The organism is Streptococcus parasanguinis, assembly GCF_000963275.1.
GTDB lineage: Bacteria > Bacillota > Bacilli > Lactobacillales > Streptococcaceae > Streptococcus > Streptococcus parasanguinis_B.
In genome coordinates, this window is record NZ_JYOW01000001.1 from 1,950,550 (window position 1) to 1,966,685 (window position 16,136).

Here is a 16,136-nt window from a genome sequence, read left to right on the forward strand (position 1 = left end):
AATACCTATGAGAGATAATAGTTCAAGAGTACTCATCATCAGTTCTTGGCGAACAGACCCTTATAAAGCAGGCAATGTCTTGGTGAAGTTCGCTATGCGATTTACCCACCCTATTACTAAAAAATCTCACAAGAAATACCTTTCTACAGGTGCTGGTAAAGGGTGGTTTACCACTAAGGCAAGACCAAGTAAAAAGACATCTTCTGGAAAAGAACGTCTTTTGGTCAGCGATATTAAAAACTCACAATTGATTACACAGGTCACGCAAGAACTGAACAAATTAGTTGATGACTATATCGCTGAGGTAACAGGTATTAAGCCTAAGAAAGCCAAGAGACTTTTAACCCTAGAAGAAATCGCTAAGCCCTATGATGAAGATGGAAGTCTTTATGGTAAAGCCTTTAAAGCATGGTATGAAAGGGTCAAACCAGCCAATAATACTCTTAAAACAAGGGTTACTATCTATAACCGCTATATCGTGCCTAATTTTGATACCAGAATGTCTATCACAAAATTTGCCTCTATGACAGAGGAAATTCAAAATCTAATCAATGCTTCTTCCATGCACATGGCAAGAAACCTGCATATTTATCTTAAGATGGTTTTTGATTGGTCAGTCGAAAACGGACAGATTACTCTTACACAAGACCCGATTGCCAACAATAAGGTTAAAAGGCGGGTTCTGACAAAGAGTGAGGAGCAAAACAAGAAACGTGAAGATATTGCAGAAAAATACCTAGAAGCAAGTGAGGTTAACTACGTTCTCCGACTGATAGAAAGCTGGACTAACCGTCCTGATAATCAACTTATCGCAGATGTGCTGAGAATGATTTTTCTAACAGGTATGAGACCAAGTGAAGTTCTGGGTTTGAATGAGGATATGCTTGATTTTGAGGAGAAGTGGATAAAGGTTCATTGGCAGAGGGCAAGCAAAAATAAATCAGATGAGGTAATGGAAGCACTTAATCTTGACGGAAAGGAACGCTACCGAGCAGACCTTAAGACCAAGGAAAGTGTCCGAACGATTCCAATGAGTCCTGAGGTAGAGAAAATTTTGCGACATTATATAGACAGAAATAAGTTTCAAGCTCAATTTAACCCTACTTATCAAGACCTAGGCTATCTCTTTACCAGAACCTATATCAGAACAGGTAATCGGCAAGGCTCTCCGCTTTATCATAATGAACTCTCACAATTCCTGAGAGGTGGTTCTAGTCAGTCAGCAAAATATAATAAAAAATCTGGTAAACCCTATAAGGACATAGATAGCTTCCTAGACTTTGGCAGACCGATTCATGTTATCCCTCATATGTTCCGCCATAGCTTTATCTCCATTATGGCTAGCGAAGGTATAGACCTCTCCACCATTCGAGAATTTGTTGGACACTCGGAGGATTCCAAGGAGATTGAGCGTGTCTATCTCCATGTGATTAAAAAGCAAAAAGACACCATGAGAGGAGCTGTAGAAAGGCTGGAAAAATTGATTAATAATAAGAACTAAGTGTGGAAAGGAGGATACTGCCTCCTTTTCTATTTGACATAGATATTTTTTTAGGATATAATTTAGTCTGTAATCAGACCAAAAGAGAGGTAAGGAATTATTTTGGAAACAGATTTTATGAAGCAATTATCAGTACAAGAGAAAGAATTCTCATCTCTTTATCGTGTCATGGCTAAGAATTTTGGGCTATCTGAGAGTAGCGTGTGGGTCTGTTATTTTTTATTAGTAAATAGTGGTGATATCACTCAGCAGGACTTGGTTGAACAGATGATGTTCCCAAAACAAACCATTCACTCTTCGGTAAAAAAGTTGAGTGCTGACCAATATGTAAGGGTGACGCCACTACCAAGTTCTCGTAAGAGCAAGAAATTGTCCTTGACTGAAAAAGGCAAAACTTATATAGAGATGACCGTTGCTAAAATGGTGGAAGCAGAAAAAGAAGCAATAAGGGCCATGGGGCAAGAGGATATGCAAAAATATGTTGAACTTCAAGGAAAATATCTAACTCTTGTGAAGAATGAATTTACTAAAGCTGAGCTGTTAACTTTAACTGACGATATGGAGAATAATTGATGGAAACAGATAGTATTGAAATTTTTGGTGCTAAAGAGCACAATCTAAAAGACTTTGATGTGACGATTCCTAAGAATAAGCTAGTGGTTTTTGCAGGTGTTTCAGGTTCGGGGAAGTCTTCCCTTGTCTTTGATACGCTAGCAAGAGAAAGTAGTAGACAGTGGCAGGATAGTTATCCTCTCTTTTTACGGAACAAGCTACCTCACTATGAGCGTCCTCACGTAGACGAAATTAAAAATTTACCCCCATCTATCGTTGTCGATCAGAAAGCTTTAAGGACTAATACTCGTTCAACAGTCGGGACGGCTATGGACATTGCTCCGCTTATTCGTCTGCTGTTTTCACGGGTTGGTCAACCGAGTGCGGGTGGTTCAATGGCTTATTCTTTCAATCATCCTGCAGGGATGTGTCCTATTTGTACTGGGATTGGGAAGGTTTATCAGTTAATTGAGGATAAGATTTTTGATACCACAAAATCATTGAATGAAGGTGCTATTAATTTTAGCCAATTTTCGAGTGGCTGGCAGGCTTATCTTTACAAAAATAATCCTTTACTTGATGCAGATAAAAAGTTAGCTGATTTTTCTGAGGAAGAATGGCAGATTTTGCGAGAAGGAAGCGATGAAATAGTCAAGGTTGAATTTCGTTCTAATAATACGGGGAGTGTGGACCGTGTTGACTATGAAGGTGTCATTCCGCGTTTCTACCGCCTCTATCTGAAAAGGGATATTTCTAAGCTGAAAAAATCATTGCAAGAAGAAGTGCTATCTCTTGTCATTCAGGTACCTTGTGCCAGTTGTGAAGGCTCAGGACTAAACCCCAAGGCCTTAGCTTCTAAGATAAACGGGCATAATATTGTTGACTATATGAACTTATCAGTCAGTGAACTCTTGCCTTTACTTGAAGAAGTTGATAGTCCTTTAGGTCAATCATTAGTTGCACAAATCAAGTCAGCTATTAAGCGGATGGAGACGGTTGGGATTGGTTATTTATCTTTGTCTCGGAAGACAGAAACCTTATCAGGTGGTGAGATGCAACGGGTCAAGTTGGTGCGACACATCGGTTCCAGCCTAAGTAATGTCAACTACGTTTTTGATGAACCGACTGCAGGTCTGCACCCTCATGATGCCGAGAAAATCGGTCAGCTCTTGTTGGATTTAAGAGATAAGCACAACAATATTTTGGTTGTGGAACATAGCCGACAAATGTTAGCTTTAGCGGATGAAGTCATTGAATTGGGACCATTGGCTGGTCGGGAAGGCGGTAGGCTAATTTTTCAAGGAAGTCTTGTAGAGTTGCAAAAAGCTGACACCTACACAACCCGTGCCCTAAATCAACCACTTAGACTGAATCAAGACCCACTAGCTTGGACAGAATATTTTGCCATCAAAGATGCTACTGCAAATAATCTTAAACAGGTTAATACAAAAATCCCTAAGGGAATCTTGACCGCAGTAACGGGTGTCGCGGGTTCAGGGAAGAGCTCTATGATTGGTGTCGAATTTATCGAAAATTACCCAGATGCCATTATCATCAATCAAAAACCTATTGGTACCTCCATTCGTTCCACACCAGCAACTTACTTAGGAATAATGGATGAAATTCGAAAATTATTTGCCAAAGCCAACAATGTAACCCCTAGTTGGTTTAGCTATAATTCAAAAGGTGCTTGTCCAATTTGCAAGGGAACTGGAAAAATCGTTTATGACATGGCTTTTGCGGATTCAGTTGAGGTCGTTTGTGAGGAGTGCGGGGGTCACCGTTATAATCCTAAAGCGCTCAGCTATCGTTATCAGAATTTCACAATTGAAGAGATTTTGAATCTAACTGTCGAAGAAGCATTAACAGTTTTTTCTTCGAACGATAAGATTTGTCAATCTCTGTCAGTCATGAAGGAAGTTGGCTTAGATTATCTGACTTTAGGTCAGCCTACAAGTACCTTGTCAGGTGGAGAAGTGCAACGGGTTAAGTTAGCTAGTAAGTTACAAGAGTCAGGACAAATCTTTGTTCTCGACGAACCAAGCACAGGTCTGCATAGTAAGGATGTTGAACAACTGCTTAGTTTACTAAGACGCCTCGTCAATCAAGGGAATACGGTTGTGATAATTGAACATCGCTTAGAACTTATTGCTCAAGCTGATTGGATAATTGATTTAGGACCCGAGGGCGGAAAGAATGGGGGGTATATTTTATTCGAAGGCAAACCAAGAGATATTATCAGTTGTGAAGAGTCTCAAACGGGGAAATATTTGAAAGAAATTTTAAATTTCAGTTAAAATACGTCAATTGCTTCTAATCAGACAAAAATCAGACAAAACCACATTATAAAAACAAAAAAAGCCTAGAAACGTTGATTTCATAGGCTTTTGGTATATTGTCTTACTTAACTTCTGTAAAGGTTGTTAATGTTATTTTAGCACTCTTTAAACGCCGTCATATCAACGTTTTTATATTGTTCTTTAGAAAATGTAGTCATAAATGTAGTCATTTTGCTATGCTGTCAACTTTGCAATTTCTTTGAGATAGATTTCAACTGCTTCTGCCTTCTTTTTCGGTGCCAATTCAGCATAAGTATCCATTGTCGTTTTAATCGATTTATGCCCCATCCTTATCTGGAGCTCTTTCCAGTTTGCACCAGCATTCAGCATTAAAGAAGCATGTGTATGACGAAATAGGTGAAAACCATAGTTTGGAAGTCCCAACTCAGTCAAACGCTTTTTAAGCGTTGCACGCTCATTTCTGTCACACATATAGTTCCCGTAAATTGTCGGGAAAATTAAGTGTACAGTTGGTAAATCGTGATGCTCAAAGTAATCACTCATCTCAGCATGAAAAGCTTTCAAGTCATCCAAAACTTGTCTCGGAACTGCAACTCTTCTGTTGCCAGCATCAGTCTTGGCACTGTTCTTACAAATTATTTCCCCTTTGATCCCGAGTTTCTTATTTCCAGCTTTCCACATTAGTGTTTTATTGATGATAATTTCATTAGCATCAAAATCTAAATCATTGATCGTCAAAGCTAGAAGCTCATTGATTCGAAGCGCAGAAGCTAAAAGTGTGTCGCAGATAACTTTGAATCTTCGATTAGCTCGTGTATCAGGAAGAGTAGCAAGATAGTTCAGCCAATTAGCCAAGTCCTCTCCATGTAATACCATGATTCTCTCCTTTACCACCTTTGGTTTTGGAGGGATTTTTACTGTCCGAGCTGGATTATGAGAAAGTTCGAAATTTGTAATCCCATAATCGAAAATATCACTAAGCTTATAGATAACTGCACCGAAATCTTTGGCGTGTCCCTTTTTGGATTTTTTAACACCCGATTCAACAGACTTTTTAGATTGTTGAGCTAATTTATTAACCCAAATTTGAATATCTGCAGATTTTATTTCTTCAGGCTTATATTCTCCAAACTTAGGGATTAGATAGGTATCAAGATAGCTTCGAACTCGATTGATCGTATTCTGAGAAGTCACCCAAGTTACAAAACTGACAAACCAGGCTTCTGCTAACTCCTCGAAGTTATTAATCAACAAGGTCTCTTTTAGAGTTGATCCCTTTGCTTCAAAATCAATTCGAGCTTGAATGATTTTCCTATCAAGACTTTTTAGAGTTTTAGCAGTTATAGATGATGTAACTTTTTTACCAGTCTTAACATCTACACCAATATACACACCACGTTGCGTATAGCTAATAGTTCCATTATTCTTGATAGTTTTAATGACTTTTCGATTGTTGTGAATGATAGTTTCTTTCTGCATAGTAGCCTTTCACATTCGGATATATAAAAGGCTAAAATAACAACCTCACACTATTCTATGTGATATTGCTATTTTAACACATTTTAAATATTATGGAGTCAAATAATCTATTACATCCTGCATCTTATAATAGACTGTTCGAGTTCCTTCAATGGGTGGTTCAAGACGCTTAAGTCCCGTTTTTTCCCAAGATTTTAGAGTGTTAGGAGATATCTGTAAAATCGTTAAGAGTTCTTTCTGAGTTACAATCTTTAAATTTTGATGTCTTTCCAATTGTTTCTGAGAAATGGATACCAAGCATATCAGAAGCTGTTCAATATGATCGAGTTTTGTACTTTCAATATTTGTCATTTGTATTTTCCTTCCTTGATTTATCGTGTCTCCTTGAATCTAAATATTTAGCAAAGAAGTAAGTTTTATCCATAATTAAACCTAGCAACTGTTTATTTTCTTTTCTAGCGTATATTACTAGTGCATTAAATTCTGTAAAATTATATTCTTCAATGACATCGATTACCATTGAAAGAAATTCGTCATTGTTATTACTAATAAGAAATTTATCTAGCTCAAAACCGCAACCGGATTCAATATCATTGATATCATATAAAGTTTTTTCAGGATTTTGAGCATGAGTGAAATAATCGTACATCCCTTTCGGAGACATGACTGGTTCCACATGGGCAGGGGTATTAAGATTCTTGGTCAGTAAATCAGAAACTTGAGTGTAACTTTTAAGCGAATCAAAATATAGTGCACCATGTCGGTGAGCTTTTTTGAATTCTCCAGTTTCTTTATTTACATCTTTATCATGGCAAGGGCTAAGAACAAAAGGGACATGCATCTCTTCTAGAATCTCAAGATAGTTTTCAGGGGCACTTTCTTGATATAACAAGAAAGTCCATTTATTTGACCGTATGTTTTTTGCCAAGTTAACAACCTCCTTTTTTATTCTCATTAATTAGGAGAATTTTTGACCATTTTTGGTAATGATTTAAAAAATAATTTGATTAATGATTGTCTATCTATTGGGGGCTGTCGTAGTGGGCCCCAATAGATACCTTGATTAAAAATAACAAAAGGCAGTGCTCTTGGCTATCATTATATGAGCCAAGCACTGCCTTTTGTTATACTTTTGTTGCCTTAAACCAGAATTTATCCCCTTCCCTAGTAGGAGATGAGAAAATATAACGTGGGTTATAATTAGAAATCTCTTCCTTAATTTGTCCGGTCATTTCTCGTAGAATTTTTTGTGCTTGTTGAGTCTTTGGATATTGCATAACGACACTTACAGTTGTATTCCTAACGTCAATCGTACATTTAGAGATCGAACTGTTAAAATTTTGTATGACAGGATCTAACTGAGTTTTTGTTATGTTATTGTCCCTGTCATTGACTGTTTCAGTTTTTTCGTACTGTTTTAAAAAATGTCTAAATCTAATTGTTTGAAAAATTGATTTAAAATAATTAAAGACAGAATCACTTCTAAATCTTTGAAATAACTCGATAGTAATAAGAAAAACAATTAAAGTTATTAAAATAATCGATGTTACTTTACTCATGTATTCGATAATTCTCAATTTTTCTTGAATAAGAGAGAATGTATTTTTAAGTTGCGGAATATTTAATTTTTCAAATAATTGTCTAAGTTGTTTTAATGCTAGATTTAAAAATATGCTCATAAATATGAAATAGATTAACCCTGTGTTAATATTGTATGTTTTTTGAAAAAAACTCTTCCTCATTGTTATAAAACACCTTCCTTTGTAAAATAAGTGGGACAGAGTAATGGAAGCACCTGATATGGATGATCGCTATCAATAATTTGTATTAGTCCAGTACCTTTGCCAATAGGAATAACAATTCCTTCGGGATCTAAATCTGGAAATAGGAACTGCGTTGTTTTCTTGTTGATATTGCCTATCTGAATTAAAACATTTAATTGCTCTCGAACAGAAACCGGTATAGAAGTATGGTCAAAACGTTGTCCCACCATACAAAGATGTACATTTGACGATCTCGAGAGCAAAGCGATTTCTGAGATTAGTGAAAAAAATGAATCCCTTATAGTTTTATTGACTCCTTCAGATAATGCAAGCATTTCATCTATTACAACTGTAAAATGCCTAAATTTATGGTCTGGATTATCATAGAGGATTTCTTGTCTTTGGTGGATAAGATTTAAGCAAGAACTAAGATGTCCATTGATTTCTGAAACAAAATCTGATTTAGAACGATTTCGTTGAGGATGGAGAACAGGAAATCCATTTTCGCGGGCCCAACGACTGGGAGTATCAAACTTTGGATCTACAATAATCAAGTCAGAAAAATTTTTGAGCAAAGTCAAAAAATAGGTCAGAGCATAAGATTTACCAGATCCGCTGTTCCCAGCGATAGCCATAGAAGTTACCTTATTGTAGTCAATAGAAAGATTTTTCATGATTGGGATTAGATTTCCTTTTTGATTTTCTGAAAATTCTTCTAAATCGGGTATTACAATGCGTTCAGAAATACCAAGTTTCCATGGAAAGAAGAGCCCGCGCTGAACATGAATATCGTCGGTGTCCAGAGCAATGAAAAATGCTGAATTTTGTTTGAGTAGGGTATATCTTGGGTATAAAGATGCATTAGCAATTAGAAAGATTTTCTGATAGAGCTCGTCATCAATTATATAACTGGCGGGAAGGCGTGGTATAAAAATAAAGCCTTCCGCAGTGATTTTAATATCGAAACTGTTTGTATAACTAGTTTCTCCCTGTATCGAGGATCCTAGTCCCATGTTTAGACTTTGCAACAAATATTGTTCAAGTGCTTTTTTATCCATTATTTAACCTCTTTAACATCATTTGCGCGGAAATAAACGTTATAACCAACTTCACATGCTTCAAGATTATCGAAATCAACCATCGCCAAATAAGAAGGCAGAGGCACTTCTGATTCAAATTTCACCTGAAAAGGTGGTAGTCCCTTCTGTGAAAACCACGCTTTATAAGCAATGACCTCTCCAGTTGGTTGATTGTTCTCAAATTTGACTTGTGATTCTAATTCATCACTAAGACAGTAAATAGCTTGCTTAGTATTGATGTAGTGTTTTGCGGTGTTAATTGAATATCCCGCTGTGCGATTATGTGTTTTCATAATATTTTCCTTTCTTTGTTAGTGTAGAGTTGATCTGATATGCTCGGTTTAAGTCGGAGCTAGACTTTCTGACACTATATAATTTCACCTCCTATCTTTAAGGAGAAAAAAAGCAGGGAATTGGTAATCCCTGCTAAAAAAGATTGAAAAAATTGTCTAAAATAGACCTTTTCTTCAATCTGATTTTATTAGTTTTAATTAATTCTCTTTTCTTTTAGTTATTAACCCAAAACCAAAAGTGCCGATTAATAATGCACCAATCATACTGAACACACTATCAAATTGTCCAGTTGAAGGCAATTGTCGTTCTGAGTTTTGATTTGTTTTTTCAAAATTATTTTCAGAATTGTATGGAACAATTTGTGGTGAAACAACAGCACCATATTTATACCGATTTTTTGATTGTACAAAGCCGATTACTTTTCCAGTTTGAGAAACGACTGGAACGTTTTGGATACCTTGCTTAGCTAATTCTTCACGTTTACGTTCTAATTCAGCTTGTTTCTTAGCTTCTTCTTGCTTATCGAATTGTGCTTTAATCACTTCGTAAGCTTTTTTAGCCTCATCACGTTTAACAATTAATTCATTCAATTTAATTTGTTCAGCTTCAAGGTTCTTTTGTGCTTCTACAAGTGCATTTTGCGCTTTTGCAAGTGCATTTTGTGCTTCTACCAATTTAGCAGGAGCATTTTCTAAGTTTTGGACTTTTTCTTGTGCTTCTACAAGTGTTTTCTCAGAACCTTTCAATTCTGCTTTAGCAGTTTCAAGGTTTTCTTTAGCAGTTGCAAGATCTGCTTTCGCTTGAGCCAATTTAGCTTGTTCAGCTTTCAGAATTGTTTGTTTAGCATTTAGGACTTCTTGTTTTGTTGACAATACAGCTTTTGCTTGAGCCAATTTAGCTTGTTTTGCTTGAATATCAGCATTAAGTTCAGCTACAGCTTTTTGAGCCTTTTCATTGTCAGCAGTAGATTTTACCAAGTTTTCTTGTGCTTTGTCAAGAGTTGATTGTGCTTCTGGTGTTTGTGCTTCTACAGCTTCTTTTTCAGCCAAGACTTTTTTAGCTACTGAAAGTGCGGTGTCTGCTTGTTTTTTGCTGTTTTGGGCATTGGCAAGGTCGGTTTGGGCATTGTTGTAAGCTGTTGTGGCATTTTCTAATGCAGTTTTAGCATTGTTATAACGTGCTTCAATAACTTCTTTTGTGTCAGGGTTAATGATAGCTGTTGTATCAAATGATGAACCCTCACGAATAAGACGTTCCGCTACAGTAATCAAATGAACTCCCGTAACATCTTTTCGTGAAGAAAGAGAAATTCCCATAAATTGGTTTTTATCTTCTGTTGAAGTTACGCCTGAAACCGAACCTGCGTGTTCCCATTCTTGACCGTTGTAAAGGAATTTGACAAAGGCTTCAAATACCAACTCTTTAGCACGGTTCATAGTCATTGTAGGACGGCTACCGTATGCGGTGTACATATTTTCATAGAATTGCCCCTCAAACAGTCCGTTCTTACCTGCAAGTTCTTCAATACCTGCTTCGTCATGACCTTCTGAAATGACTTTATCCCAATCCCAATTATCAGCTACATAGCGGTTAGCCACTTCATCAGCAAACTTCATAGCTCCTTTTGAGATAACTACTTTATTTGTTCCAAAGGCTTCACGAATTTGGTTTAAGAGATCATTTGCAAAGAAAGTCAATTCCATTTTTTGTTCATCTGTCAATGAACCAAGCGACAATGTAATTTCATTATCGTTAGAATTTGAGTTAAATTTATTCAAAGAAGCCATTTCGCTGTTCATAGCTTTAAGTTGTTGTTCAGCTTCTGCACGTTTCTTATCACCTTCTTCGCTCAAATCCTCATAGTTTTTGTAGGCTTTTAGAGCTTCAATGTACTTAATAGGCACTACAATAGTGTTTGTTGCTTTAAAGTCTGCCTCTGCTTTAGAAAACTCTACTTTTTTGTCTGCCAAAGTATTTTTTGCTTGTTCAGCAACTTTTGAAGCGTCCGTCAAAGTTTTGTCTGCTTTATTAGCTGTAGTTTCTTTAACTGCAAGATCTTTTTTAGCCTCTGTAATAGCTTTAGAACGTGTTTCATCAGCTTTTTTAGCTTCATCAAGTTTTGTTTGAGCTTTAGCAACTACTTCTTTATCTGCATTTACTTTAGCTTGTGTTTGTTCTGCTTTAGAAATAACTTCCTTAGCACCTGTTCCGTCAAGAATTGATTGTGCTTTTTCTACATCTGTTTTAGCATTATCGACTTCTTTTTGGGCGTTGTCGACTTCTTTTTGAGCTGTGACAACTTTATCGTTCTGGTTTGTAACTTTTGTTGTTGCTTCGTTTACATTAGCTTGTTTTTCTGCTACTTTAGTCTCATTTGCTTTGATTTCAGCTTTAACAGCTTCAACTTTTTCTTTTGCAGACTGAATATTTTCTGTAGTTGCTTCATTAGCATTGGCAGTCGCTATATCCAGATTAACTTTGGCTTCTTTCTCAGCATTTGATGTTTTTTCGACATTTCTAGTAGCTTCATTTACAACCGTTTGTTGGGCATCTACATCCCTTTGTGCTTGATTAGCAGATGTTTCGGTAGTTGTGACCTCTGCTTGTGTTACTTCACTTGTTTTTGAAGCAACGGTTGTTGCTTTTGTTTCTGTAGGTGTAACAACTTCATCAGCATTAGCTGTAACAGCAGTAAAACCTGTTAACGCCATTCCGGTTGCAATAGCAATTGTGACATTTCTCTTTTTCATTTATTTTCCTATCTACTAAAAGTAATTTGTGTAAAAAACCTAAAATTAATTGGTTTTAAACAATTTGTAACAGTGATATTATATCACTAACTGCAACTATTGTAAATGTTTATTAAAACAAAGATACAATTGTTTATATAAAAATGGGTCCATAATTTATACAATATATAAAAGGAGTTTTTTATGATAATTGGTAAATTGGTTAGAGAATATAGATTAAAAAAGAATTTGACCCAACAAGAATTGGCGGAATTAAGCGATTTAAGTTTACCTTTTATCAATTTAGTAGAAAATAACAGAAGAAATCTATCAGTAGATACACTGCTTAGGATTTTACAAGCGATGGAAATTGAACCAAGTGATTTTTTTAAACCTCTTTCTTATTCTTCAAATCAAGACCTCCAACTTCTTATTGAGAAACTTCAAGTGAAAGAAGATAGTAGTGAATACATAAAAGTATTCTTGAACATTTTAAGGTTGAGTGAAGATAGATAAGCATTTTAGTTTAATCGGGATTTCTATCATAAATAAAAAAAGAGGCAAGTGCCTCTTTTTTTATTTATGACATATAGAAGTTGCGACTGATATTGTTTAATGAATTAATCATTATAATCTACACCGTCGATGATTCTTTGAATGAATCGAATGAATTTAATTACATATTTTCCAATGAAACCATAAGCGATGCCACCTATCCACAGAGCAAATGAACAAAATACACATAATATTGTGAATTGAAACCAAAACCATGTAGTTCGCCATGTAAACAAGAACATGAGAAAACCGATTATTACTCCACTTCCAAAGATACCAACTAACATTTGTGAGGTTACAAAAGCAAAAAACCAATAAATTGGTAAAGTGCTATAGTACCAAGCTTTTGATAATAATTCTCTCAATTTATTTACTCCAATCTTTTTTGATTGGTTTATTAGCTTTAATTGTATTATGAGATCTCTTTATATAATTATCACCGGATTGTTTGACCCTAACTGTAAAAAGACCTGCTATTACACCGTTAATGAATTTGTTTAATGACATCATGTCCCCCAATGTAAAAATTTTATATTAGTGGTGTTAGTAAGTGACTTTTTGATGATATTCTATTCAAAAATAATCATGTATGACTTCTAACTATAATCAGCATATTATCACAATTTGTAAATATAATCAACATATTATATACAATTATTAAATAAAGTGGGTGTGTTTTAGCAGTTTTATTGAGACTAAATACATTTTTTTATGTCCCATAAACCATTCATAATAAAGGAATTCAAAGCAGGATGATTTTTAAAGAGTTTGTTAATTTTTTGCTCATCTCTACGTACAGATTCTAAAAAAGGAATTTCTTCGCTATTTCTTTTATAAATATTGTTTTTTTTCAAAATGTATTCAAAAACATATTCTGCCTCAATAAAATCATTTAGAGAAAAACCATATTTATTTTTAAATTCAGGGTTAAGTTCATCAATTAAATTATCCAGATCAAGCACATCAACCAAGTGGAATAAGTAGTTGTCTATATCTTTATCTATCTCATAGGAAGTATCCTTAATGGATATGCCCTTTTGCTTATCCAATATTAATTGTCTAAACTGTTCAAAGAATTCTTTCAGTGGCTCTTCTTTAGTTTTATTAAATAGGTCAACTAGATTAATACTTTTAACGGCATAATTTTCAACAACTTCAAATTTATCTGAATTTTCGTGGAACCATTCTATAAACGATTCTCTTTCCTTCATAAGGAGATCTTCTATTATAAATTCTCTAGCCAAAACAAGTAGCACACAGTTGTCTAATACTGTTGTGTCTAATGAATCTCCTGAATTTAATTTATTTTGGAAATTCCTAATATCTTTAAAAGATTCATATATTTCCCTTGAAAAATACTCGTAATTTTTACAAGAACTTATAGGAAGTTCCATAGTTCCAACATGTATTTTAAGTAGCTTTTCATCTGCTATCTTGTTATAAAGCCATTCTGGAAATTTATCATCTGTTTTTTTAATGACCTTATATGCAGTCCTTAACAACATTATATTTTCATTGTATAGCGTTTCTATTGCTTTTTGGCGACGTTCGAAAATTGTTGGTCGGAGAAATTGCCAATTTGGAAACTCGTTTAGAAAGTTATCTTTCAATCTTTTTGTACTTGAAATAATATCTTCTAATCGCCTGATATAATTGATCTCAAAATTATTAATAAACATTAACTTATTTGAACTCTCATAGTTATTACGAAAGTCTTCTTTTGTCAGTACCCGATAAGTGGGATCCTTTGCCATTAGTTTTTTGATTCTATCTAAGTTTAGTTCCGTAGGGTAATCTTCCCCTTTTTTCCAGCGACTAATTTGAGCACAGCTCACACCTAATCTCTGAGACAAAATTTTTTGAACTCCTGTTTTCCTATCTGAATTAATTAGTCCTTCGGTAATTAACATTTCATGGATTTCGTATTTTAACTGGTCATCAACATTATCATTGGGTAGTTTCTTACATTCTTTTTTATAGCTTAAATTAATTTCATTTAAAAATAGAATATAATTATTAAAACTCTGATTAAAATTTTCTTTTCTCTCTTTTTGAAGCCATTTTTTTCTCCTCTCTTCATTGTTTGTTTCTGGATAAATGTTAACTTCAGTATACAACATGTTTAAAAGTGCTTCGATTAAAGAACTAATATTAGGATCCTTAACAATAATTTCGTTTTGTTCTTTATTAAATTTATTTAAATATGTTAATAGTTTTTTAATTGATTTAATATTTGGAGAGTAAGTCCCTTTTTTCCAATTATTTAACATGTTTTTTGATATTCCTAGCTCAACCGTAAGAAGTTTAGTAGATATACCAAACTTCTTTTTTATTTCTCTTAAAAATTCATCAAGTAAATAGTTAAATAAAAACAAATTATCTCTCATAATATTAGATTATATCAAAAATCCCAGTTTTTTTAAAAATCGCTTAATTTTTATTGTGGGGAGTTTGTTAACATAATGAAGTAAAGAAATTTCTTTACAAAAAACATGTATAGTCTTTGATGATGCGCATCAAGAAGACGGATTGAAACTAATATAAACGATGTAACGATAAAGGTTGTGTTGTGTATAAATTGTTTCGCCGGTTTTTGGTGTGCATTTGAAAACAAGGCTTTCAATTTTTGAATATTAGAGTTTCTATTCGTCTTCGCAAAAGAGACTGTTAGAAAAGAGAAAATATGTCAAAAATTGAAGAACGCAGAGAACGTAGAATTAATAGAGCAATACGTGAAAACGATTGGAATGAAGTGAGTAGATTACTAGACCAACAATTTGATAATATTAAGCGACAAGACCGCAAGTATCATCTTTCAAGCTTGAATGCAATAGTAAAAAAAGAAGGAGGTGTAACCGAGTTAATTGACTTATATAACGATAATAGTTTGGATCCGCTTGAACAGGTACTTATCAATGAAGTTCGTGAATATCTTTGCAGAGCTTTAGGCAAACTTTCAGAAGATGACAGACATATCTTTTTAGGGATAGTAATATACGGAAAAACATTACTAGAACTAACAAAAGAGACTCGATACAAGAGTCATAAAACTGTTAAAAGTCATTTTGAAATGTCTAAAAAATTGCTAAGAGAAGAATTAGAAAGCTATTTTGATTAGCAGTGAAGTGTAAGTTGTATTAGAGAGATTTGTAGTATTCTGAAAAAACACCCTAGTCCATTTGAACTAGGGTGTCTCTTATATATCCGAACATCTAATTTATTTCACAAAAAATGTAGTCAAAAATGTAGTCATTCGGTTGATTTTTATTGCAATACATTGAAGTTTAAAAATTCAAGAATCGCATTAAATCAAGGTTTTTCGTTTCTACTGAAACGTAATGACCTATTATTTAACTTCTGTAAACACAACATGTTTGCGAAGTTTTGGTGAGTATTTCTTCAATTGAAGACGGTCTGGAGTGTTACGTTTGTTTTTAGAAGTAAGGTACAAGCGTTCACCAGATTCTTTGTGTTCAAGTGTAATATTTACGCGCATGGTATCTCCCTTCTATTATTCAGCTGATGCAGCTTTAGCGATCTTACGTCCTTTGTAGTATCCTTTAAGTGATACACGGTGTGAACGTGAGTAATCTCCAGTTGCTTCGTCAAAGTTTACAGATGGAGCTGTTACTTTGTAGTGCGTACGACGTTTGTTTTTCTTCGCTTTTGATGTGCGACGTGCAGGTACTGCCATTTCGTTTTTCTCCTTTTAAGATATAAATTCAATTAGGTTTGATTTTCATCAACTGTAACAGTATAACAAAACTTTTTTGTAAAGTAAAGTTACTTGACAAAAAAATTGAAATTTTTGGGAAAAGTTTCTTCTCTCCAGTTGATCTCAAAGTTTGGATCTGCCTTTGGGCCTACTTTTATGCTATAATGGT

The 16,136-nt window shown here is 34.6% G+C and carries 15 protein-coding genes; 5 read left to right on the top strand and 10 right to left on the bottom strand.

Going from position 1 to position 16,136, the window contains the following annotated elements:
• Positions 1 to 7: 7 nt before the first annotated feature.
• The 3 genes from TZ97_RS09260 (at position 8) to TZ97_RS09270 (ending at position 4,350) form a co-directional block, all read left to right on the top strand.
• Complete coding sequence (locus TZ97_RS09260) at positions 8 to 1,501, top strand: tyrosine-type recombinase/integrase (protein ID WP_045760134.1); 1,494 nt, start codon at positions 8 to 10, stop codon at positions 1,499 to 1,501.
• A 117-nt stretch (positions 1,502 to 1,618) separates the two neighbouring features.
• Positions 1,619 to 2,074: a MarR family winged helix-turn-helix transcriptional regulator gene (locus TZ97_RS09265; RefSeq protein WP_235287934.1), complete on the top strand. Its 456-nt coding sequence runs from the start codon at positions 1,619 to 1,621 to the stop codon at positions 2,072 to 2,074.
• Complete coding sequence (locus TZ97_RS09270) at positions 2,074 to 4,350, top strand: ATP-binding cassette domain-containing protein (RefSeq protein WP_045760136.1); 2,277 nt, start codon at positions 2,074 to 2,076, stop codon at positions 4,348 to 4,350. Before TZ97_RS09265 ends, TZ97_RS09270 begins: the two co-directional genes overlap by 1 nt.
• 216 nt (positions 4,351 to 4,566) lie before the next feature.
• Here TZ97_RS09270 and TZ97_RS09275 read toward each other — a convergent pair whose 3' ends face one another.
• The 7 genes from TZ97_RS09275 to TZ97_RS09305 form a co-directional block, all read right to left on the bottom strand.
• Positions 4,567 to 5,832: a tyrosine-type recombinase/integrase gene (locus TZ97_RS09275; protein ID WP_045760137.1), complete on the bottom strand. Its 1,266-nt coding sequence runs from the start codon at positions 5,830 to 5,832 to the stop codon at positions 4,567 to 4,569.
• A 90-nt stretch (positions 5,833 to 5,922) separates the two neighbouring features.
• Positions 5,923 to 6,183 (bottom strand): MerR family transcriptional regulator, encoded by a 261-nt coding sequence (locus TZ97_RS09280; RefSeq protein WP_045760138.1) that lies wholly within the window; start codon positions 6,181 to 6,183, stop codon positions 5,923 to 5,925.
• Positions 6,170 to 6,760: a replication protein gene (locus TZ97_RS09285; RefSeq protein WP_045760139.1), complete on the bottom strand. Its 591-nt coding sequence runs from the start codon at positions 6,758 to 6,760 to the stop codon at positions 6,170 to 6,172. The genes TZ97_RS09280 and TZ97_RS09285 overlap by 14 nt, the downstream gene beginning before the upstream one ends.
• 196 nt (positions 6,761 to 6,956) lie before the next feature.
• Positions 6,957 to 7,511: a hypothetical protein gene (locus TZ97_RS09290; protein ID WP_235287936.1), complete on the bottom strand. Its 555-nt coding sequence runs from the start codon at positions 7,509 to 7,511 to the stop codon at positions 6,957 to 6,959.
• A 65-nt stretch (positions 7,512 to 7,576) separates the two neighbouring features.
• Positions 7,577 to 8,653: a cell division protein FtsK gene (locus TZ97_RS09295; protein WP_045760141.1), complete on the bottom strand. Its 1,077-nt coding sequence runs from the start codon at positions 8,651 to 8,653 to the stop codon at positions 7,577 to 7,579.
• Entirely contained in the window at positions 8,653 to 8,967 is a 315-nt protein-coding gene (locus tag TZ97_RS09300; RefSeq protein ID WP_023920133.1) for a hypothetical protein, read from the bottom strand. Before TZ97_RS09300 ends, TZ97_RS09295 begins: the two co-directional genes overlap by 1 nt.
• Positions 8,968 to 9,165: 198 nt before the next feature.
• Positions 9,166 to 11,718 carry an SEC10/PgrA surface exclusion domain-containing protein gene (locus tag TZ97_RS09305; RefSeq protein WP_045760142.1) on the bottom strand — a complete coding sequence of 851 codons (2,553 nt, stop codon included), beginning with the start codon at positions 11,716 to 11,718 and terminating at the stop codon, positions 9,166 to 9,168.
• A gap of 183 nt (positions 11,719 to 11,901) precedes the next feature.
• Here TZ97_RS09305 and TZ97_RS09310 point away from each other — a divergent pair, with 183 nt between their 5' ends.
• Positions 11,902 to 12,213, top strand: a complete 312-nt coding sequence (locus TZ97_RS09310; protein ID WP_023920137.1) for a helix-turn-helix domain-containing protein — start codon at positions 11,902 to 11,904, stop codon at positions 12,211 to 12,213.
• A 734-nt stretch (positions 12,214 to 12,947) separates the two neighbouring features.
• On the opposite strand, the gene TZ97_RS09320 is transcribed toward TZ97_RS09310, so the two are convergent.
• Complete coding sequence (locus TZ97_RS09320) at positions 12,948 to 14,639, bottom strand: helix-turn-helix domain-containing protein (RefSeq protein WP_152620222.1); 1,692 nt, start codon at positions 14,637 to 14,639, stop codon at positions 12,948 to 12,950.
• Positions 14,640 to 14,935: 296 nt separating this feature from the next.
• Between TZ97_RS09320 and TZ97_RS09325 the strand changes: the two genes are divergently transcribed.
• A complete protein-coding gene (locus tag TZ97_RS09325) occupies positions 14,936 to 15,370 on the top strand; it encodes an RNA polymerase sigma factor (protein ID WP_045760145.1) in 435 nt (144 codons plus the stop codon).
• A gap of 228 nt (positions 15,371 to 15,598) precedes the next feature.
• Here TZ97_RS09325 and rpmG read toward each other — a convergent pair whose 3' ends face one another.
• A complete protein-coding gene (rpmG, locus tag TZ97_RS09330) occupies positions 15,599 to 15,748 on the bottom strand; it encodes a 50S ribosomal protein L33 (protein ID WP_001265622.1) in 150 nt (49 codons plus the stop codon).
• A 15-nt stretch (positions 15,749 to 15,763) separates the two neighbouring features.
• Complete coding sequence (gene rpmF, locus TZ97_RS09335) at positions 15,764 to 15,946, bottom strand: 50S ribosomal protein L32 (protein WP_003009516.1); 183 nt, start codon at positions 15,944 to 15,946, stop codon at positions 15,764 to 15,766.
• Between the last annotated feature and the right edge of the window lie 190 nt (positions 15,947 to 16,136).

Bases quoted from the DNA above. Each gene is read 5' to 3' on its own strand.
- TZ97_RS09260 (WP_045760134.1), top strand. From the start codon at position 8: ATGAGAGATAATAGTTCAAGAGTACTCATCATCAGTTCTTGGCGAACA.
- TZ97_RS09265 (WP_235287934.1), top strand. From the start codon at position 1,619: ATGAAGCAATTATCAGTACAAGAGAAAGAATTCTCATCTCTTTATCGT.
- TZ97_RS09270 (WP_045760136.1), top strand. From the start codon at position 2,074: ATGGAAACAGATAGTATTGAAATTTTTGGTGCTAAAGAGCACAATCTA.
- TZ97_RS09275 (WP_045760137.1), bottom strand. From the start codon at position 5,832: ATGCAGAAAGAAACTATCATTCACAACAATCGAAAAGTCATTAAAACT.
- TZ97_RS09280 (WP_045760138.1), bottom strand. From the start codon at position 6,183: ATGACAAATATTGAAAGTACAAAACTCGATCATATTGAACAGCTTCTG.
- TZ97_RS09290 (WP_235287936.1), bottom strand. From the start codon at position 7,511: ATGAGCATATTTTTAAATCTAGCATTAAAACAACTTAGACAATTATTT.
- TZ97_RS09295 (WP_045760141.1), bottom strand. From the start codon at position 8,653: ATGGATAAAAAAGCACTTGAACAATATTTGTTGCAAAGTCTAAACATG.
- TZ97_RS09300 (WP_023920133.1), bottom strand. From the start codon at position 8,967: ATGAAAACACATAATCGCACAGCGGGATATTCAATTAACACCGCAAAA.
- TZ97_RS09305 (WP_045760142.1), bottom strand. From the start codon at position 11,718: ATGAAAAAGAGAAATGTCACAATTGCTATTGCAACCGGAATGGCGTTA.
- TZ97_RS09310 (WP_023920137.1), top strand. From the start codon at position 11,902: ATGATAATTGGTAAATTGGTTAGAGAATATAGATTAAAAAAGAATTTG.
- TZ97_RS09320 (WP_152620222.1), bottom strand. From the start codon at position 14,639: ATGAGAGATAATTTGTTTTTATTTAACTATTTACTTGATGAATTTTTA.
- TZ97_RS09325 (WP_045760145.1), top strand. From the start codon at position 14,936: ATGTCAAAAATTGAAGAACGCAGAGAACGTAGAATTAATAGAGCAATA.
- rpmG (WP_001265622.1), bottom strand. From the start codon at position 15,748: ATGCGCGTAAATATTACACTTGAACACAAAGAATCTGGTGAACGCTTG.
- rpmF (WP_003009516.1), bottom strand. From the start codon at position 15,946: ATGGCAGTACCTGCACGTCGCACATCAAAAGCGAAGAAAAACAAACGT.